Origin of the sequence: Kitasatospora dryopteridis (assembly GCF_050749075.1) — a bacterium.
Taxonomy (GTDB): domain Bacteria; phylum Actinomycetota; class Actinomycetes; order Streptomycetales; family Streptomycetaceae; genus Kitasatospora.
The window spans coordinates 583,332-605,267 of the sequence record NZ_CP192749.1 but is presented as its reverse complement, the minus strand read 5'-3'; the positions used below and the strand labels follow the sequence as shown (position 1 = coordinate 605,267).

24 protein-coding genes and 3 pseudogenes are annotated in these 21,936 nt (G+C 72.9%); 14 read left to right on the top strand and 13 right to left on the bottom strand.

Translation table 11 applies throughout. The features are described 5' to 3' along the window. Positions 1 to 37: 37 nt before the first annotated feature. Both ACQ614_RS02635 and ACQ614_RS02630 read right to left on the bottom strand, forming a co-directional pair. Positions 38 to 828: pseudogene (locus ACQ614_RS02635) on the bottom strand (ABC transporter permease). Next, complete coding sequence (locus ACQ614_RS02630) at positions 825 to 1,775, bottom strand: ATP-binding cassette domain-containing protein (RefSeq protein ID WP_431676509.1); 951 nt, start codon at positions 1,773 to 1,775, stop codon at positions 825 to 827. The pseudogene ACQ614_RS02635 and the gene ACQ614_RS02630 overlap by 4 nt, the downstream one beginning before the upstream one ends. Positions 1,776 to 1,972: 197 nt before the next feature. Between ACQ614_RS02630 and ACQ614_RS02625 the strand changes: the two genes are divergently transcribed. The 3 genes from ACQ614_RS02625 to ACQ614_RS02615 all read left to right on the top strand — a co-directional run bounded on the left by ACQ614_RS02625 (position 1,973) and on the right by ACQ614_RS02615 (position 4,297). Further along, on the top strand, positions 1,973 to 2,713 hold the full coding sequence (locus ACQ614_RS02625; RefSeq protein ID WP_431676508.1) for a TetR/AcrR family transcriptional regulator: 741 nt from the start codon (positions 1,973 to 1,975) through the stop codon (positions 2,711 to 2,713). A gap of 437 nt (positions 2,714 to 3,150) precedes the next feature. Continuing rightward, on the top strand, positions 3,151 to 3,957 hold the full coding sequence (locus ACQ614_RS02620; RefSeq protein WP_431676507.1) for an alpha/beta fold hydrolase: 807 nt from the start codon (positions 3,151 to 3,153) through the stop codon (positions 3,955 to 3,957). 46 nt (positions 3,958 to 4,003) lie between these two features. After that, positions 4,004 to 4,297 carry a GNAT family N-acetyltransferase gene (locus ACQ614_RS02615; RefSeq protein ID WP_431676506.1) on the top strand — a complete coding sequence of 98 codons (294 nt, stop codon included), beginning with the start codon at positions 4,004 to 4,006 and terminating at the stop codon, positions 4,295 to 4,297. A 100-nt stretch (positions 4,298 to 4,397) separates the two neighbouring features. Here the strand turns inward: ACQ614_RS02615 and ACQ614_RS02610 are convergent, their stop codons facing one another. Next, entirely contained in the window at positions 4,398 to 5,135 is a 738-nt protein-coding gene (locus ACQ614_RS02610) for a hypothetical protein (protein WP_431676505.1), read from the bottom strand. 189 nt (positions 5,136 to 5,324) lie between these two features. Here ACQ614_RS02610 and ACQ614_RS02605 point away from each other — a divergent pair, with 189 nt between their 5' ends. Next, positions 5,325 to 6,350, top strand: coding sequence for a hypothetical protein (locus ACQ614_RS02605; protein WP_431676504.1), 1,026 nt, complete (start codon positions 5,325 to 5,327; stop codon positions 6,348 to 6,350). Positions 6,351 to 6,456: 106 nt separating this feature from the next. Here ACQ614_RS02605 and ACQ614_RS02600 read toward each other — a convergent pair whose 3' ends face one another. Beyond that, positions 6,457 to 6,792: a hypothetical protein gene (locus ACQ614_RS02600; protein WP_431676503.1), complete on the bottom strand. Its 336-nt coding sequence runs from the start codon at positions 6,790 to 6,792 to the stop codon at positions 6,457 to 6,459. A gap of 79 nt (positions 6,793 to 6,871) precedes the next feature. Then, complete coding sequence (locus ACQ614_RS02595; RefSeq protein ID WP_431676502.1) at positions 6,872 to 7,639, bottom strand: YqjF family protein; 768 nt, start codon at positions 7,637 to 7,639, stop codon at positions 6,872 to 6,874. A 24-nt stretch (positions 7,640 to 7,663) separates the two neighbouring features. On the opposite strand from ACQ614_RS02595, the pseudogene ACQ614_RS02590 reads away from it, so the two are divergent. From ACQ614_RS02590 to ACQ614_RS02580, 3 genes and pseudogenes are all read left to right on the top strand, one after another. Next, positions 7,664 to 7,879, top strand: a pseudogene (locus tag ACQ614_RS02590) (hypothetical protein); the annotation flags it as partial. 15 nt (positions 7,880 to 7,894) lie between these two features. After that, positions 7,895 to 8,443 (top strand): GNAT family N-acetyltransferase, encoded by a 549-nt coding sequence (locus ACQ614_RS02585; protein ID WP_431676501.1) that lies wholly within the window; start codon positions 7,895 to 7,897, stop codon positions 8,441 to 8,443. A gap of 277 nt (positions 8,444 to 8,720) precedes the next feature. Beyond that, positions 8,721 to 9,482: an alpha/beta hydrolase gene (locus tag ACQ614_RS02580; protein ID WP_431676500.1), complete on the top strand. Its 762-nt coding sequence runs from the start codon at positions 8,721 to 8,723 to the stop codon at positions 9,480 to 9,482. Positions 9,483 to 9,580: 98 nt separating this feature from the next. On the opposite strand, the gene ACQ614_RS02575 is transcribed toward ACQ614_RS02580, so the two are convergent. The 3 genes from ACQ614_RS02575 to ACQ614_RS02565 form a co-directional block, all read right to left on the bottom strand. Then, complete coding sequence (locus tag ACQ614_RS02575; protein WP_431676499.1) at positions 9,581 to 10,777, bottom strand: tetratricopeptide repeat protein; 1,197 nt, start codon at positions 10,775 to 10,777, stop codon at positions 9,581 to 9,583. A 76-nt stretch (positions 10,778 to 10,853) separates the two neighbouring features. Further along, the gene (locus tag ACQ614_RS02570; protein WP_431676498.1) at positions 10,854 to 11,456 is read right to left on the bottom strand and encodes a hypothetical protein; all 603 of its coding nucleotides are present in this window, start codon (positions 11,454 to 11,456) and stop codon (positions 10,854 to 10,856) included. A 281-nt stretch (positions 11,457 to 11,737) separates the two neighbouring features. Then, positions 11,738 to 12,163: a hypothetical protein gene (locus ACQ614_RS02565; RefSeq protein WP_431676497.1), complete on the bottom strand. Its 426-nt coding sequence runs from the start codon at positions 12,161 to 12,163 to the stop codon at positions 11,738 to 11,740. Between the two features lie 265 nt (positions 12,164 to 12,428). Between ACQ614_RS02565 and ACQ614_RS02560 the strand changes: the two genes are divergently transcribed. After that, positions 12,429 to 13,265, top strand: a complete 837-nt coding sequence (locus ACQ614_RS02560) for a class I SAM-dependent methyltransferase (RefSeq protein ID WP_431676496.1) — start codon at positions 12,429 to 12,431, stop codon at positions 13,263 to 13,265. 207 nt (positions 13,266 to 13,472) lie between these two features. After that, entirely contained in the window at positions 13,473 to 14,045 is a 573-nt protein-coding gene (locus tag ACQ614_RS02555; protein WP_431676495.1) for a hypothetical protein, read from the top strand. Here the strand turns inward: ACQ614_RS02555 and ACQ614_RS02550 are convergent. Beyond that, a complete protein-coding gene (locus ACQ614_RS02550) occupies positions 14,029 to 14,469 on the bottom strand; it encodes a DUF6234 family protein (RefSeq protein WP_431676494.1) in 441 nt (146 codons plus the stop codon). The genes ACQ614_RS02555 and ACQ614_RS02550 overlap by 17 nt on opposite strands. Before the next feature lie 138 nt (positions 14,470 to 14,607). Between ACQ614_RS02550 and ACQ614_RS02545 the strand changes: the two genes are divergently transcribed. The 4 genes from ACQ614_RS02545 to ACQ614_RS02530 all read left to right on the top strand — a co-directional run bounded on the left by ACQ614_RS02545 (position 14,608) and on the right by ACQ614_RS02530 (position 16,574). Further along, positions 14,608 to 14,961: a hypothetical protein gene (locus ACQ614_RS02545; protein WP_431676493.1), complete on the top strand. Its 354-nt coding sequence runs from the start codon at positions 14,608 to 14,610 to the stop codon at positions 14,959 to 14,961. Further along, on the top strand, positions 14,943 to 15,128 hold the full coding sequence (locus tag ACQ614_RS02540; protein ID WP_431676492.1) for a hypothetical protein: 186 nt from the start codon (positions 14,943 to 14,945) through the stop codon (positions 15,126 to 15,128). Before ACQ614_RS02545 ends, ACQ614_RS02540 begins: the two co-directional genes overlap by 19 nt. Positions 15,129 to 15,264: 136 nt before the next feature. Beyond that, a complete protein-coding gene (locus ACQ614_RS02535; protein ID WP_431676491.1) occupies positions 15,265 to 15,972 on the top strand; it encodes a helix-turn-helix transcriptional regulator in 708 nt (235 codons plus the stop codon). Between the two features lie 32 nt (positions 15,973 to 16,004). Then, positions 16,005 to 16,574 carry a DUF3291 domain-containing protein gene (locus ACQ614_RS02530; protein ID WP_431676490.1) on the top strand — a complete coding sequence of 190 codons (570 nt, stop codon included), beginning with the start codon at positions 16,005 to 16,007 and terminating at the stop codon, positions 16,572 to 16,574. A 207-nt stretch (positions 16,575 to 16,781) separates the two neighbouring features. On the opposite strand, the gene ACQ614_RS02525 is transcribed toward ACQ614_RS02530, so the two are convergent. The 3 genes from ACQ614_RS02525 to ACQ614_RS02515 form a co-directional block, all read right to left on the bottom strand. After that, positions 16,782 to 17,936: an NAD(P)/FAD-dependent oxidoreductase gene (locus tag ACQ614_RS02525; protein ID WP_431676489.1), complete on the bottom strand. Its 1,155-nt coding sequence runs from the start codon at positions 17,934 to 17,936 to the stop codon at positions 16,782 to 16,784. A 25-nt stretch (positions 17,937 to 17,961) separates the two neighbouring features. Further along, a complete protein-coding gene (locus ACQ614_RS02520) occupies positions 17,962 to 19,596 on the bottom strand; it encodes a LodA/GoxA family CTQ-dependent oxidase (protein WP_431676488.1) in 1,635 nt (544 codons plus the stop codon). A gap of 107 nt (positions 19,597 to 19,703) precedes the next feature. After that, positions 19,704 to 20,420, bottom strand: a complete 717-nt coding sequence (locus tag ACQ614_RS02515) for a hypothetical protein (protein WP_431676487.1) — start codon at positions 20,418 to 20,420, stop codon at positions 19,704 to 19,706. A 375-nt stretch (positions 20,421 to 20,795) separates the two neighbouring features. Here ACQ614_RS02515 and ACQ614_RS02510 point away from each other — a divergent pair, with 375 nt between their 5' ends. Continuing rightward, positions 20,796 to 21,476, top strand: coding sequence for a class I SAM-dependent methyltransferase (locus ACQ614_RS02510; RefSeq protein WP_431676486.1), 681 nt, complete (start codon positions 20,796 to 20,798; stop codon positions 21,474 to 21,476). A gap of 20 nt (positions 21,477 to 21,496) precedes the next feature. Here ACQ614_RS02510 and ACQ614_RS02505 read toward each other — a convergent pair. After that, a pseudogene (locus ACQ614_RS02505) lies at positions 21,497 to 21,748 on the bottom strand (N-acetyltransferase family protein); the annotation flags it as partial. Positions 21,749 to 21,936: the final 188 nt, after the last annotated feature.

Below are 21,936 nucleotides of genomic sequence, written 5' to 3'. Positions count from 1 at the left end.
GGGCGTGGTGCGAGCGGGGCGGGCCTGCGAGGAACGGTCAGCGGTCGAGGCCGCGGTAGCGGCGGACCGACAGGGGGAGGAACACCGCGACGATCAGCAGCGGCCAGAGGACCGCCGTCAGGACGCTGTGCCGGGCGATCCAACTGTCGCCGCCCCAGCCCGGATTGCCGAACAGTTCGCGGGTGGCGGCAACGGTGGAGGAGAGCGGGTTCCACTCGGCGAGGGCGGCGAGCCATCCGGCATGCCGGAGGTCGGGGCGAAGGCGCCGGAGAGGAACCCGACGGGCCAGACAAGGACCTGCAGGGCCACGACGGCCTCCGGGGAGCACAGCACGAGTCCGAGGTGGATGCCCACCCACAGGAACGCGAAGCGCAGCAACAGCAGGAGCCCCACGGCGGCCAGGGCCTTGGCGGCGCCCTCGTGCCAGGACCAGCCGATGAGCAGACCAGTGCCCATCACGACGGCGAGCGAGACGACGGAGTTGAGCAGGTCGGTGGCGGGGCGGCCGACGACGACCGCGGACGGTGCCATCGGCAGGGTGCGGAAGCGGTCGGTGACGCCCTTCTTCGCATCGGTGCTGATCGCGGTGAAGGTGCCTTCGATCCCGAAGACCACGGTCATGCCGAACATGCCGGGCAGCAGGAACTCCTTGTAGTCGCCGCCGCCCGGGACGACCATGCTGCCGCCGAGCAGGTAGGCGAACAGCAGCAGCACCATGATCGGGAACAGCAGGCCGGTGAGGAGCTGGGCGGGCCGGCGCGCCCAGTGCAGGAGCGCGCGGCGGGTGAGGGTCCAGCCGTCGGCGGCGGCCCAGGCGAGGCTGGTCAAGAGCGGTTCTCCTTCTCCGGTCCGGTGAGGTGCAGGAAGACCTCGTCGAGGGTGGGGCGGCGCACGGCGGCGTCCTCGACGGCGATGCCGGCGCCCTCCAGCGCGTGCAGGGCCTCGGCGAGGGCCCTGGTCCGCTCCCGGACGGGCACGCGGATGCGGCGGGTGTCGGGGTCGGTGTCCGCGGGTGACGCGCCCAGGCGTTCCAGCAGCACGGCGGCGGCCGGCAGGTCGGCGGCATCCCGGACGACCAGGTCGAGCCGGTCACCGCCCACCAGGGACTTCAGCTCCGACGGGCTGCCCTCGGCGGTGACCCGCCCCCGGTCCACCACCGAGATGCGGGAGGCGAGCCGGTCGGCCTCCTCCAGGTACTGGGTGGTGAGCAGGACGGTGGCACCGTCGGCGACCAGGGCGCGCACCGCCTCCCAGACCTCGCTGCGCCCGCGCGGGTCCAGGCCGGTGGTCGGCTCGTCCAGGAACAGCACCGTCGGCGCGCAGATGAGGGCGGCTGCCAGGTCCAGGCGGCGGCGCATGCCGCCGGAGTAGGCGGCGACCGGTTTGCCGCCGGTGTCGGCGAGGCCGAACCGTTCCAGCAGTTCGGCGGCGCGGGCCCGGGCGGTGCCGGCGCCCAGGTGGTGGAGGCGTCCGAACAGCTCCAGGTTCTGCCGTCCCGACAGCACCTCGTCCAGCGCCGCGTGCTGGCCGAGCAGCCCGATCGAGCGCCGGACCCGGTCGGCGTCCCGCGCCACGTCGAACCCGGCCACCTCCGCCCGGCCGGCGTCGGCGCGCAGCAGCGTGGAGAGCGTGCGTACCGCGGTCGTCTTGCCCGCGCCGTTGGGCCCCAGCAGGCCGTGGACGGTGCCGTGGGGCACCTCCAGGTCGAGACCGTCCAGTGCCCGCTGTTTCCCGTAGGTCTTCACCAGTCCGCTGGTGCGGATCGCGATGTCCAAGTCGTGCCCCCATCCCCCCAGAAACTCAGTACCTCGTACGGAGTAGCCATTCAAATATAGCCGTACGGCATACGGAGTTAAACCCGTACGCCGTACCGAATTCTTGTGATCCAGGTCACTCCGGCCGCCTCCGAGTGGGGCGCGACCCGGTGCGGCACCATTCAGTAGGCTGTACGGAGATAAGGGGGTCGGACCTGATGGGCGACAAGAAGCGGACGGATCCGGGGCGGACCCTGGAGCTGCTGTGGGGCACCGGCGCGCCGCCCAACCGCGGGCCGAAGCCGAAGCACACCCTGGAGCAGATCATCGAGGCCGGGATCGCCGTGGCCGACACCGACGGCCTGGAGAACCTGTCCATGCGGCGGGTCGCCGAACGGCTCGGCTCCGGGACCATGTCGCTCTACACCTACGTCCCCGGGCGCGCCGAACTCCTCCACCTCATGCTCGACCGCGTCACCCGCACCCTCCCGCCACTGCCCGAGGACGCCGCCTGGCGCCCCGCCCTGGAGCAGTACGCCCGTGACGCCCGCGACCTGGCCGCGCGCCACCCGTGGACCACCGCCGCCTCCGCGCCCGGACTCCTGCTCATGGGCCCCCACACCACCGCGCGGTCCGACGCGCTCTACGGCATCCTCGAACCGCTCGGCCTCGACCCCCGCGAATGCGTACGGATCGCCACCAGCGTCGACGCCTACGTCCGCGGCGTCTGCCAGGCCCTCGCGGACCAGCAGGCCGACACCCGGCAGAGCGGCGTCGACTACGAGCAGTGGTGGGCCCAGGCCACCCCCCACCTCACCCGGCTCGTCACCCGCGAACGCTTCCCCCACCTCCACCGGATCTGGGAACACGGCGCCTTCGACGAACCGACCGACGCCGCCTTCGAGTTCGGCCTCCAACGCCTCCTGGACGGCATCGAGCACCACCTCGCCGCACGCTGACACGTCCTCACAAACCCGCCGACGCGGCGTGGAGTTCTTCGCACTTCCCGGCGGGGCCTCCGCGACGCAGGCCGGGACGGCGCGGCCCGTCCGGCCGGACAACTCGCCGTGCTTCCCGGCACCACCCACTACGACTCTTCGCCTCCCAGCCCCGGCGGCCGCCGTCCATCCGTTCCCGGACGCACCGGCGCCCCGGCCACTCCAGCCCGCTGACGCGTGAGAGGCAGCGGATCGACGCCCGGGGCCTCCTGACGGACCGTAGGCTGACGGTGCATCGACGGGGGCGGCAGCTCCCGGGCCGTGCTCCGGTACGTCAGGACCAGGGACTCGGCACGTCGGGGCCGGATCCTGCGCCCTCCCCACGGCCATCCGCCCGCCCACCGACACCGACCGATACCCACCGACCGAACCGCCTCTGCAGACGGAGCAATCGCAACATGACCTGGACGTCGCACACCGTGCCCCGAGAGGGGATGCGCCTGCACTGCCGCGACTGGGGAGGCGACGGGCCCGCGGTCCTCCTCCTGCACGGGCTGGCCGGGCACTGCGGCGAGTGGGACGCGGTGGCCGCCCGGCTGAGCAGGCGTCACCGCGTGGTCGCCGTCGACCTGCGGGGCCACGGGCACTCCGAGCGCCGGCCAAAGGACGTCTCGCGCGCCGCCCACGTTGCCGACGTCCTGGCGGTCGCCGATGCGTTCGGCCTCGACCGGCCGGTGCTGGTCGGCCAGTCGCTCGGCGGCCACACCGCCCTGCTCGCCACCGCCGCCCGGCCCGAGCGCATCGCCGGCCTCGTCCTGGTCGAGGCCGGTCCCGGCGCCCCCGACCCCGGCCTGCCCGCGATGATCGGCGGCTGGCTCGACAGCTGGCCGCTGCCGTTCCCCGACCGCCCGACCGCCGTCGCCTTCCTGGGCGGGGGCGCGGTGGGCGAGGGCTGGGCCGGTGGGCTGGAGGAGCGCGACGGCGGCTGGTGGCCGCAGTTCGACCGCGACGTCATGGTCGCCACCATCAGCGCCCACACCCGTTCCAGCTGGGAGGAGTGGGAACGGATCACCTGCCCGACCCTGCTCGTCCTCGGGCAGCACGGCATCATCCCCGCCGACGAGATCACCGAGATGCTCACCCGCCGCCCCCACACCACCGCCACCAGCCTGCCCGGCACCGGCCACGACGTGCACCTCGAACAGCCCGACGGACTCCACCGGCTGCTCACCGACTTCCTCGACGCCGCCCACCAGCAGCGGTGAGGTTCCCCCGCACCCGCACCGAATCGCACCACAGACAGGAACACCCATGCTCCAAGGCTCCCTCGTCCGCTGGTCCGCGGCCGACGACCCCTGCTTCGGACCCGTCACCGCCGAAGCCGTCGACATCGCCTTCGCCACCATGCTGCGCCTCGTACCGCGCGAGGCAGCCGTCCTGACGATCGAGCGGCTCACCGACGGCCGGGTGATCGGCACGGCCGACTACCGCGACCTCGACCCCTACAGCGGCACCGCCACCCTCGGCGTCACCATCGGCGAGCGCGACCTGTGGGGCACCGGTGAGAGTCGGCGAGTGCCGTCCGGTGGGTCGTGCAGGTTGTGACCGGTCACGGTGCCGTGGCGCGGGTGGTGCTCCCCGGGCGCCCGGCCCGCACCGGCCCCGCGGCCCACCGGCCTTGCGAAGGTTGTTTCGCTGAGAATGCTCAGTGCTCGGCGGCGTTGCGGAACTGGAGGGCGAGAGTCGACGCCTGTCGGATGTCAGTGGTGTCGGAGGTCGCCACGGTGCCGCCGGTGCTGGCGTCCTGCCAGCGGCAGATGACGAGGTTGCCGCTCTTGATGTGGCCGCAGCGCATCAGCCCGCCGAGTGGCCCGGGGTCGACGTCCTGCGCGTCCTCGACCTTGGCGCCGGCGAAGAAGTTGACGAGGAGCCATTCCAGGGAGTGCTCGGATCTCTCGGCGGCGCCCCTCGGATCCCATGCGGCTGTCGATGCGGTGAACATGACGCTGGGCTGCGTTCCGCCCGGAGTCGTCGAGTAGAGCCAGAAGCGTTCGGAAGTCGCACTGCTCTTCTCCGCGGCGAACCGGGCCGCGGCTTCATCGGTGATGAGGTGATAGCCCGCGACGGCGTCGGGCGCGTCGACGGTCCGGTTGGTCGGCCCGGTTTCAGCGGCCGCACCGTACGGGTCTTCATTTCGCAGATCCAGGACGAACTTTGTTGCGTAGAGGGCGCAGACCAGGACCATGGCCAGAGCCAGCAGAGCCTGGCGCTTCTTCCGCAGCGCGGTGACCCGGGGCAGGTCCTCCGGCATCCGGGCAACCGGATTGCGCCACTTTCGGGTGAACACCCAGACGAGAATGACGCCGACGGCCAGGACGACGGCCAGGCCGAAAACCCGTCCTTGCAGGTAGGCCGTTGAATGGGTGTCGATGGCGAGAAGCATGCGCGGCACCCTAGCGGTCGCTCATATGCCGCCGACCGAGTTGTTGCCGGGCGATCATCGTGAAACAGGACGAATCGCCGGCGAATGAAGGTGAATTCGTTATGCACCGGTCGACGGCACGGGGCGGGCGCCCGGTGGTGCGGGCCCACTGTGAGGGTGGTGGGCTGGCACTCCCTAGGATGCGGGGCCATGACGAGACGCGGCCTGACCTTGGCCCTTGCGATATCCCTCTGTTCCGCGACGGGTGCCGGAGTGGCGCACGCGGACGGCTGTACGACGGGGACACCCGGCACCTACCGGATCGACGGCGTGTTCGGCGGGGTTCCCCAGGTGCGCATGGGCGGCTCGCTGACCATCGACAACAAACTGCACCTCGACGCTCCGGACCAGGGCACCAGCGCTTTCGAAGTGATGGTGATCCCGGTGCGGCAGCAGGGCGGGTACACGCCCGGGCGGGCGCCGTCCGTGTCGCTGAGCGTGGACGGCGGCCCGTCGCACCGCTTCTCGCTCACCTGGAGGCCGGCCACCCGGTCCGGGGACCTCGGCACCTGGATCTCCAACCGCGTGGAGTTCGGCGGGCTGTCGCGCGGGGTCCACGTGCTGCACGAGAACCTGTCGGTGCCCGTCGGCAGCCCGAACGGGATCTACGAGCTCGGCGCGTACGCCTTCATGGAAGGGCCGTGCGGGATGGTCACCGGCACCAGGATGGGCCATGTGAGCTACGAGTTCACCGGCGGCACCCCCGCCCGGGCGACGGCCCCGGCGTCCGGCGGCAGCACGACCGGCAGGCCGAGCCCGCGGGCGACGGCGACCGGCACGCCGGAACCCGTCCCGACCGCGAAGTCGCCGTTCCCGGTGCCGTCCGGCTCACTGCCGTCCTCGCCCTCGACCGCCTCCTCGCCGTCACCGCAGACGACCTGGACGCCGTCGCCGAGCCCGACGCCGCCGCTGGCGGACTCGCCGGCCGTGGTGCCACTGACGGCCACGCCGGCGGCGAACGGCAGCTCCGCGCTGCCGTGGATGCTGGGAGCGCTGGTGGCGCTGGCCGCGTCCGTGGCGGGCGGGACACTGGCGCTGCGCCGCCGTCGGGCCGTGGGTGACACGGGCGGTGCGGGGGCGGCCGAGACCCCAGGACCGCCGGCGCCCGGCACAGGTTCGGTCGAGGCGGCCCAGGAGCAGGGGTCCGCCGCGGCGACCGAGACGACTCCCGAGTAGGGGCCCGGGAGGTCCGCGCCCGCGGCAACGGCGTCGGCCGCTGGGGGCAATCGGGCCGGCTCGGCGGGTGGCTCGGGCTTGTGCGGGTGAATGCCGGGTCCGCCGGTCACTCGGGTTCCGCTACGGCGTCCTTCTGCAGTTGTACTGCGGCCAGCAGACTCAGCTTGGGCTCCGCCTGGCGCAGCGCCCTCACCGCAGCGACCGAGTCGATGGCCCCCGTGAAACCGGCGGCGGCCAGCCGGGCGCGGACCCAGCGGGCGCGGACCTGGCTCTCAGTGGCGGAGGCGGTGGACTCGACGAGCGCGGCGGCTCGTTCCAGGCCCGGGCGATCCTCGGGCGAGGCCTCGGCGAGCGCCTGATCCAGGGCCGCCGCGATAGAGTCCGCGTCCCGGATGAGCAGGACCACGTTGTGCTTGGTGTTCACTCCCAGGAATCCAGTCATACCGATCATCGTGCGGGTCATGTCCGTGTACAGCAAGGAACTTGAGGAACCGCAGAGGTTCGGCCGGGATGATGCACTGTCACCCGCCGTTTTCCGGGGTGCCGGGGCGGGCGGGGCGGCCGAAGCGGACCGGCACGCCGGGGGAGTAGAGCACGCTCACCGGCGGCCCGGTGGGCGTCGGCAGCCCGGCTGCGGTCACCAACTCGTCCTCGCAGTGGAGGAGTTCCGCTCGGTGCAGCGGCCAGCGCGGGTGGGCGTTGGGCAGGTACACCGTCCGTCCGAAGAAGGCGTTGTGCATGCCCCAGCGGGCGGTCAGAAAGTGTTCGAGGGCGGTCGGGTGCTCGATCCGCTCGCCGATGCGGACCGCGATCCGGCTGCGCGCTCCACGCGGTCCGGGCCAGCGCCGGCTGCTGGTGTAGCTGATGCTGTCCGGGTCGCGCCGGATCGCCATCCCGGCCCACACGTACGGCAGCCGGAACACGCTGCGGGCGATGGCCACCGGCAGCAGCCGCGAGGCCTCCAGCGAGCGGAACACCACGCCACGCCGTCCGTGCCGGTCCACCGAGTAGAGCCGCACGTTGGTCTCCGGAAAGGTGCCGAGGTACGGGATGCCCGGCAGGTTGAACCAGCCCACCCGGTACATCCGGAACGCCACCAGGCCCACGTAGGTGAGCCCGTCGTGCGTGTCCGGCACCGTCCCGGCCGGCAGCAGCGGCGCAACGTCCGCGGGGTCGGCCGCCCAGTGCAGGAACGACAGGTCGAGCCAGGACTGGGTGAGCAGCGTCTTCGGCACCTCGCGCACCGGATCGGGCGTGATCGGCTCCGCAGGGACAGGGGCGGACGACATGCCATCAGGGTCCCACGCCCTTGCCTCGGCCGGCCCGGTCCCCGGCCGGCCGAGTGCTCGGGTCGCCACCGCCGGGTCGTCGAGCGCACGATGTCCTGGCTCGCCGGCTGCCACCGGCTGCACCGCCGCTACGAACGCGAGGCCGAGTACTTCCTCGCCTTCGTCGGCATCGCGGCGGTCTTCACCTGCTTCCGCCGCTGCCGCCGACGGTCGTCCGAGGCTCCTGCCCGGCGGGCGTGAGCTAGGTTGCCTGTCATGACTGAACTCGGACACGACGCCTGGCCGCCTGCCCCGATACGGACCGATCGGCTCGTGCTGCGCGGGCCCGAGGCCCGGGACCGTGCGGCGGTCATAGAGTTGTTCACCTCGCCCGAGGTCGGCACCTACATCGGTGGTCCCCGACCGCGTGATGAGTTCGAGCGTGCGGTGCCCGAGGTGCCCAGGCGGCGCCCCGGCCTTTTCGTGGTCGATCTGGACGGAGCGATGATCGGCATCGTCACGCTCGACCGGCGCGACGCGGAGCGGCCCGGCCACGTCCGTCCGGATGCCGGGGAGACCGAACTCGGCTACATGTTCCTGCCGGAGGCGTGGGGATGCGGGTACGCCGCCGAGGCGTGCGCGGCGGCGCTCGGCTGGTTCGCCGAGGCGCTTCCCGGCGAGCCGGTGGTGCTCTGCACCCAGACCGCCAACGACCGCTCGATGCGCGTCGCGGCGAAGCTGGGGTTCACCGAGGTGGAGCGGTTCGAGGAGTACGGTGCCGAGCAGTGGTTCGGCGTGTGGTCCTCGGTCACGCCGTCCGGTTGAGCTCGTGGACGACCGCGCGGATCCACGGGGCCGCCGATCGGTCATCGACAGGGAGCGGGCCGTTCCACCCTCGGCACTGTTGCTGCTCGGACCGGTCCGGGCGCTGGAGGCCGGAACGCCTGCCCGCCGGGTCGCGGGGGGACGAGGTCTGCGGTCACGCGACCCGTTCCGTTCCTGAGTCAGCCGCCGCTTGCTGCCGGTCGACCTGTAGTCGGGTCGGCCGACGCGTGTTGGTAGCGTGACACCGGTCGTGGTGTTACGAGTCGGGGGTGTCGCGATGGCCACGGAGGTTGTCGTCAGGACGGGGCTCGAGTACGGGGCCGGCGGCAAGCTCATGGACGTCTACCGGCCTGCGGATGCGTCGGAGGCTGTGCCCGCGGTGCTGCTCTGGCACGGCCGGGGCCCCGACGAACGGGACGTCCTCGCGCCGGTCGCCCGCGCTGCGGCGGAGCTGGGCGTCATCGTCCTGGTGCCGGACTGGCGTCCCGACGCTCCGGACGGCGGGCGGGCGCACCTGTTGGAGTCGGCCGCCTTCGTACGGCAGAACGTGGCCGACTTCGGCGGGGATCCCGAGCGGATCGCACTCGCCGGCTGGTCGCTGGGCGGCAAGGCCGCGGTGGGCGTCGCCCTGAATCCGGCCGCATTCGGCAACTGGAGGCCGCAGGCCGTCGTTGGAATCGCCGGTGCATACGGATCGGCGGCACCGACCACCGGCACCGTCCCGATCGACGACCTCCGCCTGGGCGGCAGCCCGGTGCCGCCCGTACCGGTGTGGCTGGTGCACGGCACCGCCGATCCGGTGGTGGGCGTCGAACGTTCACGCGAGCTGCGCACGGCCCTCGAGGAACAGGGCCGGCCGGTGTCGCTCGAAGAGGTTGCGACCGATCACGCCGGCGTCATCATGACCGAGTTCGTCCCCGAGCACGACCGCTGCCTGCCCAGCACCGCCGACCACGCCGTCGAGGCGGGGTCGCGGACCGCCGAGGTACTGGCCCGCGCCGCTGGAATCACCGTGCAGTGCTCCAGCCGTCGATCGTGACCTTGCAGAGGGAGACTCCCTGCTCCGCGGGACCCCGAGCCGGCTCCTGAAGGACTGCCAGGCTCGACCGACCTGGCCCGCATCCCGGAAGGAACCGGTCAGGCGGGCAGGAGGGCGGTGAGTGCGGATTCGGCGGCACGGGTGCGTGGGTGCTCGGGGCCGAAGTGTTCGCGCCAGGCGGTGGTGCAGCGGGTGAGGTGGTCGCGGGCCTCGGTGTGACGGTGCTGGGCGGCGAGTGCCGTGCCGAGGGTGGTGGCGGCTTCCAGGGTGCTGTGGTGGGTGGGGCCGAGCGGTTCGGCGAGCTCGACGGCCCTCCGGCTCGCGGCTTCGGCTTCGTCGGCTCGTCCGAGGCCGAGCAGGGCCTGCGCGGTGACGGTGGCAACCGGTGCCGCGAGGGCGACGGGGTGGCTGGGGTCCTCCCGGAACTCCGCCTCGGCCCGGGTGGCGATCTGCAGGGCCTCCTCGTGGCGGCCGCCGCCGCTGAGGCTACGGGCCAGCCCGAGGCTCAGGGCGATCCGCATATTGCTACTGGACTGCGTGACCTCCCGCTGCCGCCCCAGTGCGCGGCGTGCGGTGTCCTCCGCCTCGTCGTGGCGCCCGAGCCCGTTGAGTGCAAAGACGAGGGCGTTCATGACGGACAGCCAGAGCAGGCTGGGCGTGCCATGCCGCTCGATCAGATCGCGGCACTCGCGTTCGACCTGCTCGTACTCACCGAGGTAGACCAGGTTCTGGACGCGTTCGGAGGCGACCTTCAGCGTGCGGATGTCGTTCGCGCCGTAGACCCGGGCGGTCTCTTCCTGCAGCACCCGGGACCCGTCGACGGCTTCGCGGTGCCGGCCCTGGGCGGCGTGCGCCCGCAGGCCGGCGTCCCCGGCGGCCAGGGCGCTCAAGTCCGGGGCCGACCGATGACGCAGCACGGCCGCCAGGAGCCCCTCGGCCTCCGCGGGCCGGCCCCGGGCGATCAGCATGTTGGCGAGCTCGATCCGCACCTCTGCGGTGGCAGCATGGGCCTCGCCCAGGACGGCCGGGCAGCGCGCCAGCAGCTCCTGCAGCTCGGCCAGGGCCTCGTCGTCGCGGTCGAGATGCCGCAGGACGGCCGCCCGGCCGGTGCGGATGACGAGCGTCCACCCGTCCTCCGCCCCGAACCGCCGGGTGCACAGCTCGATGGCCTGCCGGAACGTGCTTTCGGCTTCGGCCCACCGCTCCTGCTCCCAGAGCCGGCCGCCTTCGTCGTACAACCGGTTGGAGAGTTCGAGGTCCCGCCGCTGTGCCCGGTTCCGCAATGCCGCGAACATGCCCGCTCCCTTACCAGCACTCGATGTGGCGATGATCGTACTGGCTGGTGGTGCGTGTACCTCGGCGCCCCCGGTGCTACGTGAGGGCCGTGGTCCGGTCCAGTGCCTTCGACGCCAAGCGGTGCAGGTCGGCGGGCGAGAAGGTGCCGAGGCTCGTGACGTTCAGAAAGACCAGGAGCCGGCCGCGGCGGATGTACAGCTGGTTGAAGTACACGTCGGCCCCGTGCGTGGTGTCGTGGACGAGGAAGTGCCGGACGTTGTCCCCGAGGTCGCGGAACGGGGCGGCGTTCTGCTCGTACACCCGGTGGCCGTGCTCGCTGAGGTTGGCGACCCACGCGGGGTAGCGGGAGACGGCGTCGGCCTCCGTGCCCGGGCGCTCCAGTTCCTCGTTGATCTCCTCCGTGTCCTCGCGTCCGTCGAAGGCGGCCGACTGGAGGATGTCCCGGGTACCGGGGTCCTCGAAGTCGCACGGGGCGCCGGTAGCCCGGCTCCGGAAACCGGCGGGGACGTCCTGCACGGTGAGGAGCGCGTCGCAGAGCGCCTGAGCGGAACCTGCGGTGGCCGCCGTGGAAGTCTCTGTTGCGTCGTCGCCCACCGGGGAGCAGGCGCAGGCGAAGGCGAGGACAAGCGCCGCCCCGAGCGCGGCTGTTCTGATCGTGCGGACACCTCGGCCGTTCATGCGCGCCCCCCATGTTGCGTCCGTCGGTGGCGAAGCGTACAAGATCGGCTCAAGCCCCTGGCGGGCGGCTGGTGGAGATGTCCTGGTGTGCAGCTTGCGCGGTCGCGGTGGATGCACGGTCGGGGTCGGCCGGAAACGACGGTGCCGTCGACGACTACGACAGGCCTGTGTGGTCGAAGGCCGCATCGGCCTGAGACCGGTCGTTCTGTTCGACGCGGCCTGGAACGCCGTCGGGCTGACGATCTGCCGCCGAGCCTGACGCCTCGATTCGGTGGGGACGTCTAGAAACTCCGCGGTTCCTCTTCGCGCTGGCGCTCGGCCATCATGTCGTCCCACCAGTCGTCCTTGGCCGGCTTGCGCCGCGGTCTGTCCTGGTGGTCACGACGCCTGCCGGCGCCTCGCGGGGCTTGCGGATACCTGCGCTCCATCCTGGTCTCGTGGACGATCACCACGACGACGAAGGCGGCGCCGCCCAGGACGAGCAGCGAGATCCACGCACCGGACTCGACGAGCCAGTACAACGCAGCCGCTGTCGCGAGGAGCATGGCGATGCGTCCGGGCAACGGGAGCTTCTTGAACAGCCGCTCGTACTGCTTCCCGGGCCAGTCGGTCGCCCGGATGAGCGCTGCCAGGAACTCCTGGTCCTCCTGCGCCCTGGAGCCGGTTCTGCTGCGGTTCGGCGATGGATCGTGTGATTGCGGCGGCACTGACGACCTTTCTGCGCGCCCCTCGGACGAGGGTTCTCGCCCGCCGACGCGACCGTACCGAGCGGCCGTTGTGGACCGGGCTTCTTGGCTGCAGGTGGCAGCACCGGGCCGCCCGCCGTCGTAACATGGGGATTTCGCCCGGCCGGGCCGTTACCGACGGCCGTGCGCGGCGTTTGCCAGGTCGTGCGACTTTCACGGCGGCGGCGGTACGGCCGCGAGGAGCCGTGCACAGGACGACCATCACTCTCCGGGCAGGTGCGGCACAGTGGCAGACGGCAGTCGGCAGGCAGGCCCGGCGATGCGGCCCCAGGTGCGCGAGACGTACGGGCCGGCCGATCTGAGCCGGGATCCGGTCTTTGCCGGAGGGTTCATCAACTTCGGCTACTGGCGGGCGATCGACCTGGGGCTTCCGCTCGACGAGGCGGACCGGGTCCGCAGTCAGGAGGATCTCTACCGGCGTGTCCTGGAGGCCGCCGGACTGCCGGAGGAGCCGCAGGTCCTGGAGGTGGGCTGCGGGCTCGGCATGGGATGTGCACTGGCCCTGCGGGAGTGCGGCCGTGCCGCGGTCACCGGCATGGACATCCATCCCGACCAGTTGCAGCGGGCGCGTGCTGCGCATGCCGGTCTGCTCCGGGAGGAGCCGGGGCGGCTGCGGTTCGTCCGAGGGGCCGCCGAGTGCATGCCGCTGGACGACGACGGGTTCGATGCCGTCATCAGTGTGGAGGCGGCCCAGCACTTCCCGGACCTCACCGCCTTCGCGGCGGAGACGTCGCGGGTCCTGCGGCCGGGCGGCCGGGTGGCGCTCGCCGGCTTCTTCACCGTGGACGACGCGCCCGGCCGGCCCGGGGAGCTCGCCGGACTCCTGGAGACCTTCGCGAACGGCCTGGACATCGCCCGTCCGGTGCAGGCGCTCACGGACGCGATGACCGCGGCAGGGCTGACCGGGGTCCGCGCCGAATCGATCGGGAAGCACGTCTGGCCCGGGTGGGACCTGTGGCTCGGCCGTCGGTGGGCTCCGGGGACGTGGCCGCGGAACTTCCTGCACGCCTACGAGCGGCACATCCTCGACTACTACCTCGTCACGGCGGAGCAGCCCGGGTAGCCGCGAACACGGGCCGGGGCGGCGGGTGGCTGGGCCGGGCGGGTGGGGGTCGGGGTGTCGTGCTGCGGTGTCCGGGGGAGCGGCGTGCGGTCGTAGGACGCTGATCTCCCGGAGGCAGGCGGGAGAGCGCGTGTGAGCGGGCACGACGGTGACGGTTCCCCGGGCGGTGGGGCTGCGGGTGGCGGTGCCGCGGGCGGTCGGCGGTCGGTGGGCGATGCGGGCGTACTGGGGACCGCGCTCGGCGTGGTGCTGGCGTTCTCGTTCGCGCAGGGTTCGTGGCAGTGGTTCTCCACCTACCTCGGTGTGACGCTGCTCGTGGTGGTCCTCTCCTTCGGCCGCGTGGCGCAGCGGGCGCCGGGCCGACAGGCCGCCTACGGGTGGAGTCTGGCGGCCTATTCGCTGGTGGTGGGTCTGTGTGTGGCGCTGGCGATCGCTCCTGCACTGCAGCGCTGGGACTGGCTCTTCCCCATGCCGGGGACGCGGCAGGGGTGTGCGCAGTCGGGCCGGTACGAGAGTCTGCGGACGGAGGCCGCGCTGGGGGGCCTGGCCGCTCGTGACGCCGGCGCGCTGGCCCACGCACAGCAGGAGCAGAGCCGCGAGGCCGTCGACGACTGCCTGGCGGCGACCACGACGCGCTGGCTGCCGGCGTACGCGCTGGGAACGGCACTGCTGGTCGGTGCCGGTACGTGGTGGTGGGCGCGGTCACGGGCGCGGAGGCCGGAGCCCGCCTCGGTCCGAGGCGGCGCCTCGGACGCCGGCACGGTCAGCCGCCGGAGTTGATGCATTCGTCGTTGGTGCCACCGCTGCGGCAGGGGCCGTAGCCGGGCCGGATCTGCTCGGTGGTCTTCGTCGGGGCGGGTGCGGGCCGCTCCTGGTGCGTGCCGGCGAAGGCGAGTACCAGCGCGAGCAGGCCCGCCGCAACCGCGACGAAGCCCTGGACGGTGGCAGTGATCGGCGCCTGCCGGCGCAGCCAGTGGGCGACCGCACCGGCAGCGATCGCCACCCCACCGGCCAGGACGGCCTCCTTGCCGGTGCCCGGCATCGCACCCTCGTGCTGCCCGGCCCACCCCTTGACGGCCACGGCCAGCAGCACGTTGCCCAGGAACGCGGCTGCCACCACGAGTCCGGCGATGGCCATGAGGAGATCACCCGCCCAGTGACCGCTGCGCCGAGGGGATTGCGAGGCCGGTGTTGTCGAAGTCATGACGACAGCTCACACCACGGGCCGTCAGGTACACCTGAGTACACGTACTCATTCGAGGACGAGCCCCACACGCACCCGCCGAAGCGCGCGCCTCTCCGCGGTCTGCTGGTCGCCTGCCACCTGCTGCGCATCGGGACCATGGCCCTGCTGCTGGTAGTGGACGAGTTCGCCGTCCTGCTGGTCGCGGTGGCCCTCACCTGCCGGGGCGAGCGGGCGGCCAAGACGCTGGAGATGCTCTTCGCCACCCGGGTCGCGGGCGAGCGCAGAGGCGTCTACCAGGCACTGTTCCGCACCGTGGCCGACGCCGGCTACGCGCTCGGCGCAGGCCTCGCAGCCCTCGGGCCGGCGGTGGGCACCGCCAGCGCCCACCGCGCACTGATCCTGGCCTGGGAGCTGGCCGTCAGCCCGGCGCCGCCGCGGGCCGGGGCCTCCTACCTGGGGTCGCCGGGATGGCCCGGTCGGTGCAGAAGTCGGTGGGACCGCTGCTGCTGACCGGGGTGATGATGACCGCCGGCCCGTTCGGCTGGATCGCCCTGGGGGCGGCGGCGGCCGGCCTCGGCCTGGTCCAGCGGCGCGCCGGCCTGCGCCGGCTGACCTCGTTGCGGCCGTTGGCCTCCGGCCGGGCCGACCGGTTGCCGGCCCGCAGCATGTCGTCCTGAGGGCCGGTAGCCGGTCGTCCATGGTTCCGGGCTTTCGTTCGTCGTCGTCCGGTTCCTGGAACCCCCGGGGCCCGACCGGCCGACCCGGCGGCCCGGCCCTTCTATCTCCGATCTGCATTGTTCCTAGAATGGCCGGGTGAAGGACATCGACGCGATCGCGGTGCTGCAGGATCCGGTGCGACGCCGCCTGTACGAGTACGTGGCGGCGCAGGGCCGCGAGGTCGGCCGCAACGAGGCGGCGGAGGCGGCGGGGGTGGCGCGTACGCTCGCGGCGCATCATTTGGACAAGCTGGCCGAGGCGGGGCTGCTGGAGACCGGCAGCCGCCGCCTGACGGGCCGTTCGGGGCCGGGGGCGGGCCGTCCCGCCAAGGTGTACACGCGAGCGCGGGCCGAGCGGTCGGTGTCGCTGCCCGCCCGGGACTACCGCACCGCCGCCGAACTTCTCGCCGAGGCCGCGGAGCAGGCGGGGCTGGACGCCGGACTCTGCGCGGCCGCGCGTCGCCGGGGGGAGGCCCTCCGCGGCTCGGCGGCGCCCTGCGGCAGCCTCGACGAGGCGATGGAGATGCTGGCGGCCCGTGGCTACGAACCGCGACTGGAGGGCGCGGAGCGCGACAGGGGCGCCGAGGGTGTCGAGGTTGCGGCCGGCGCGGCCGCGCCCGTCGTCCGGATGCTCAACTGCCCCTTCCACGCGGTTGCGGAGCGCTTCCCGCCGCTCGTGTGCGGCATGAACCTCGCGTTGCTGGAGGGGCTGCTCGGGGCGGGCGGTCCGGTCCGCGCCCGGATGGACGCCAGGCCGGGGGAGTGCTGTGTAGTGGTCGAGGCTTCTAAAAACAATACTGATTGACATAGAAAACGGCGCCGTGCTGAGATGAGGCCATGAGCCCGTCCGCGCACGCCGCCCACCTCGCCCAGCTCAACGTCGCCACACTCCGCCATCCCTTGGACGACCCGCGCACGGCGCCGTTCGTCGGGATGCTCGATTCGGTCAACGCCGCCGCGGACGCCGCGCCCGGCTTCGTCTGGCGGCTCGTGGCGGAGGGGGCCGACGACGCCACCGGCCTGCGCCCGGCGGGCGAGGACGTCATCGTCAACCTGTCGGTGTGGCAGACCCAGGAAGCCCTCTGGGACTTCACCTACCGCAGCGGGCACCTGGAGGTGATGCGGCGGCGGCGCGAATGGTTCGAACGGCACGTCGAGGCGCACCTGGTGCTCTGGTGGGTTCCCGCCGGCCACCGTCCGACCGTCGGCGAGTCCCTGGAACGGCTGGCGGACCTGCAGGCGCACGGACCCTCGCCGCGCGCCTTCACCTTCGCCTCCTCCTTCACCGCCGCCGAGGCCGCCGAGGCCCTTCGGGGCGCCCCGGCGGCGCGGCCCGAGCAGGCCGCCCCGGGCACACGGCCCACGCCGCCCCGGGACGCGGCGGCGGTGCAGGGCGCGGCGGGGTAAGGCGCGGCGGGGTAAGGCGCGGCGGGGTAAGGCGCGGCGGTGCAGGGCAGGGACGCCCGGCCCGGCAGGCCTCCGGCCGGAGCGGTGCCTCGCCCGTACCTCGGAACCATCGACCGCGACCGCGACCGCGACCTCGTCGGCATCGGCATCGGCGTCGGCATCGGCGGCCGCTGACGGAGGCCACTCTGCGCCCCGACTGGCCAGTGATCACCGGTCCGTGGCCGCTGGCCGCCGGTCGGCCGTACGGCCGGCGCCCTGGTGCCGACGGCGCCAGAAGACGGTGTCCCAGCGCGTTTCGCGTCCGTACACCGCGGCCTGCACGCGCAGGTACTCGGCGTGGACGGCCGCGATGCGCCGGGCGTAGGCCGCCAGCGCGTCGGGGTCGCCGGCCCGGTCGGCCAGGATCGCCCGTGCCGCGGCGAGGCCGGTGGCCATGGCGGTGAGGATGCCGCGGGCGGCCAGAGGGTCGGTGGCGGTGGCGGCGTCACCGACCGCCGCCCAGCCCGGGGCGCCGGCCGCGGGAGTGGTGCACGCGGAGCCGGCGGCCAGCACCCGCAGGCGAGGGGGTGGGCCCTGGTGGCGGGCGACACGGTCCCAGAGGTGGCCGGCCTGCTTCGCCCGGTTCCACCACACCACCGGATCGAGCAGGTGCAGGCCGGGGACGAGGTCGGCGTCGGTGAGCGCCATGACGACCCGCCCGCCGTCGGGCAGCGGGGCGGTGTACCACCAGCCCCAGCGCGTGGACTGCACCAGCGAGGTCCGCTCCGGCTCGCCCGCTCCGTTCCTCGGGCCGAGCAACCCGGCGACCGCGATCAGACGGTCGTGGCGGGTCGGTGTCGCGCCGATCCGGCGGGCCAGCCGGGCCGCCCGGCCCGTGGCGTCGACCAGGCAGCCGGCCCGCAGCACGTCGCCCTCGGCGGTGACGACCTGCCAGTGGTCCTTCTCCCACCGGGCGTCCCGGACGCGCCGGGCGTACCGCTCGGCGCCGCAGTCCTGGGCCGCCGTCAGAAGCGCGGCGTCGAACCGGGCCCGGTCCAGGTGCCAGCCCTCGCCGTACGGTCCGAGACGGTGGTCCACCGCGGCGAGCGTGTCGGTGCCCCAGGCGGCCAGGTTGCCGTCGCAGGACGCGTGGCGGCCGGCGAGACGGTCGAGCACCCCCAGCCGTTCGAGCAGCGGGCGGGCGGTGGGCGCAAGGCTTTCTCCGACGCGCCAGCCGGGTGAGCCCTCCGGGGCGACGAGAAGGACCTCCGCCCCGGCCTGGGCGAGAGCCAGCGCGGCGGCGCACCCCGCGGGGCCGCTCCCGGCGACGAGAACGTCGCAACGCCGGACCCTCGCGCCGCCGATCGAGCCGCTGTCGTTCACCGCATCACTCCCGCACCGGCCCGCCCTACGCGGGCCCGAGGGAGCTCCGCTCCGTCTCGACCAGGATCTCGCCGCCGTCAGGGCCGGGCCGGGCCACGACGAACCCCAGAGTGCTCCACCGGGCGGCCATCTCGTTCATGCCCTTGAGTGGCCCGGCTCCGTCGGCGACACCGCGGTCCCACTCCCGGAACGCCTCGGCCGAGACCTGGATCAGTGCGTCGTGCTCCGGCTCGGGCAGCACCTCGTCGGGTCGGGCGGCCGGCCACCAATGGGTGTTGCACAGGTAGAAGTCGGCCTGCCAGGGGACGGCCATGTACTTCGTGACGTCCCCGGCAACCAGGTCCTCGCGCAACCGGAAGGGGGCGGCCCAGGTCGCCGGTTCGTCGGCGATGTACGTCATCTCGATGCCCGGGAAGAATCCGCCGCCGTTGGCCGCCTCCAGTGCGGCCCGTACCAGGGCGTGCGGCTGGTCCGCCGGGGCGAGAGCCCCGAACGGGACCGGTACGGGCACACCGGCCCAGTCGGCCAGGAAGTCTCCGGCGGCCCAGCGCCGCATCCGCTCGTACTGCCCGGGCAGCAACGCCAGCCAGGTCCGCGGCCGGTCGTCCTGCAGATCGCCGTCGTCGCCGGCGAGCACGGGCATGAACCCCGCGTTCGCCTGGCCGATGTCGGTTCCCCCGGGTGCGCGCAGTCTGCGGAAGACGGCTCGGCGGAGCGGGGCGTCGGCGGCGGCGTTCGAGGACAGCTGGGCCAGGCGGCCGGGCGCGAGGAAGTTCCGCGCGGGATCGCCGTGCCTTCTGCGGGCGACCTCGTTGACCCAGGCCAGGCCGACCGGTCGGGCGAGGATCGGGTAGATGTCGCGGGTGAAGGAGACCTCCGGCGGCACGGGCAGCCCGCCCGATGTGCGGGCGACCTCGAGGGCGACGTCGTACAGGGTGATCATGCTCGGCGTGTGGGGCGCGAAGTCGGGCGGGGCGACCAGGCACCAGGCCGGGGCCACCGGCACCTGGCGACCCTGGGGGCCGCCCAACCGCACGGTCGCACCGATCGGGCCGTCGGAGATGTCGTCGAACCAGAAGTCGTTGTTGGCGAAATGGCTGATCGGATGGGCGGGTCTGACCGAGCCGGACTTCCCGAAGCCGCCGAGGACGAGCAGCCGTCCGTCCTCGTCGGTGCGCAGTTCACCCAGCGGCACCGGGGTGCCGAGGAAGGTCCCCGTGTCGAACCGGGCGTCCCTGCCGTCCTGGGACGGCCCGGTCACGCTGCGCGGGCCGGGCCGGACGACCAGCCGCGCCCGGGCGGCGGGATCGGCGGGATCGATCTCCCGGTTGCGGCGGTCCGCGTCCGCGGTGGACACGTGGAACCGCCCGGCGAACCTGAACCACTCCCCCTTGGCGTTGGCCAGCTCCGCGGTCCAACTGATCTGCGCGTCGGCCGAGGTGAGCTCGCCCAGGACGGCACCAGCTTGGTCGTAGGCGTACAGGCGGAACCGGGCGGCCTGGCGTTTGACCCGCCCGGCGGTGTCCTTGAACCCGCCGTCGGGCCGTGGCGGGGTGCCGGGTGTCTCGGGGCCGACGAAGAAGCCGTCGGGGCTGTTGCCGAGCCGTGCGATGCCGACCGTGGGATGGATCTCGCAGCGGACGACGTCGTCGAGATTCATGACCGCTCCAGGCGAGGCGAATCGGCGCCGACGGGTGCGGACGACCGCCGGCGGTGGCGTGGGGCGTGGGGCGTGGAGTCGTGGGACGTGGAGTTGTGGGACGTGGATCAGTGGGAATGGCCGCCGGTGGCCAGCTCTCCCTCTTCGAGGTAGAACTCCTGTCCCATTGCGAGCCGCAGATCGAGGCCGGCCGATCCGTTGACGAAGACGTTCCCCGTCACCTGGTCGCTCTCCTGCAGCCGGTCCTGCGGACGGTCGGTCCTCCCGGCGATCTCGAGCCTCGGCCCGGTTCGCAGGATGTCGTCGGTGACGACGGCGCCCGAGGCGGCCCGGGCGTTTTGGACCGCGATGACGTGGTCGAAGTCCGGGGGAGCGGTGATCAGATGCGACAGGAACAGCTCGTCGCCCTTTCCGAACACCAGATAGGTCAAGGCGCCGGGCCGGGTTGCGTGGTGCTCGAACTGCCGGAAGTGGACGACGTTCTGGACCTGGACCGTCACCGGGTCGAGAAGCTCGGTGCCGCCCCGCTCGAAATGGCCGCGGAACAGCGTCCCGGTGAACGAGGTGAGCCGGGGTCCTCCGCCCGCGCCTGCGAGATCGGAGATGCGGAACGGCTCGGGGTTCAGCGTGTAGACGTCGGTGCCCGTCCTCCGGCGGTCTTCGGCATAGACCTGCTGTGCGTCACCCGCCCCGTTGCTCAGGGTGACTTCGAGCAGGACCTGAAAGTGATGAGGGGGCATGAACATGGGCAGGTGGGACAGGTAGACCGTGTTCTCGCCCACCACCAGCATTCCGTGAGCGGCCTTCGGTTCGGTGTTCGCCACCGGGCTCACCTCCGTCGTGAAGCCCATCTGCCGTTCCGCGGATGGGACTTCCTCCCAGGGCCACTTCCAGGCTTTCACACGGTTCGGACGGTCGCCATGCGAGTCCGCACGGCTGCAAGCGGCACAGAAAGGCTGGTGCGCACACATGGTGACGATCGCCGGTGACCCGTCGCTGACCGTGCATGCCGCCGCGCACGGGCATGCGCCGCGGACGCTGAGCAGTCCGTCGAAGACCTGCTCGCCGGGCGACCTGTCCCTTGGCCGCCGTGTCGTCCCGTTGGCCTTCGAGGGGGGCGAAGTGGAGGCCCCATCTCGATGTGCAGAGTCGGAACAGCCCGGTCTGACGGGCCGGCAATCCGGGTAGGCTGCCCGGCCGTGACCGAACCGGACTTCCTGCGCGCCACCCGCGACTCGTACGACACCGTGGCGGCGGACTACGCCGGCCACTTCCGTGCCGAGCTGGCGGCGAAGCCGCTGGACCGGGCCCAGCTGGCCGGTTTCGCCGACCTGGTGAAGGCGTCCGGGCTGCCGGGAGCGGTGGCCGACGTCGGCTGCGGGACGGGGCGGGTGACGGCCCATCTTGCCGGGCTGGGGCTGCCGGTGTTCGGGATCGACCTGTCGCCGGGGATGCTGGCGGCGGCCCGGCAGGCCCATCCGGAGCTGCGGTTCGAGGAGGGTTCGATGCTCGCGCTCGACCTGCCGGACGGCGGCCTCAGCGGTCTGCTGGTCTGGTACTCCATGATCCACGTCCCGGACGAGCGGCTGCCGGAGGCGTTCGCCGAGTTCCACCGGGTGCTCGCCCCCGGCGGCCACCTGTTGGCCGGGTTCCAGGTCGGCGATGCACCGGCGCACCGCACCGAGGCCTTCGGCCACGAGATCGACCTGGTGTTCCACCGCCGTCGGCCCGAGCAGGTGTCCGAACTGCTCGGTGCCGCCGGACTGCCGGTGATCGCCCGGATGCAGCGGGAACGCGACGACGAGGAGCCCTTCCCGGAGAAGACCCCGCAGGCGTTCGTGGTGGCCCGCAAACCGCGGGCGGCCACCGAGCCTGCCTGAACCTGACGCAGGACCCTGCGTCAGTGGATGGCGTGGCTGCGGCGCTCGAGGAGGACGACGCCGCGCCGGCGGCCGTGGTGGCGGCCGAGGCGTTCGCGGGTGCCGACGGTGCGGAAGCCGGCCTTGGCGTGGAGGGCGAGGCCGGCGGTGTTCTCGGGGAAGATGCCGGACTGCACCGTCCAGATGCCGGCGGCGTGGGCGGAGGCGGGCAGGGCCCGGAGCAGGGCGAGGCCGATGCCCTGGCCGCGGGCGTCGGGGTGGACGTGGACGGAGCAGCCGCAGCCGCACCGGGTCGGCGAGCGCCTTGAGCATCCTGGCCAGGTCGACGGCCACTCCCTCGTCCAGCGGTTCGCGGACCATCGGTGAGCAGCACGCCCGCGGCGTCGTCCCGCCCGAGGACGACCGGCTCTGAATTCGACACGCATCTATGTTGACAGGCGTCGAATTTGAGAGGCAAGCT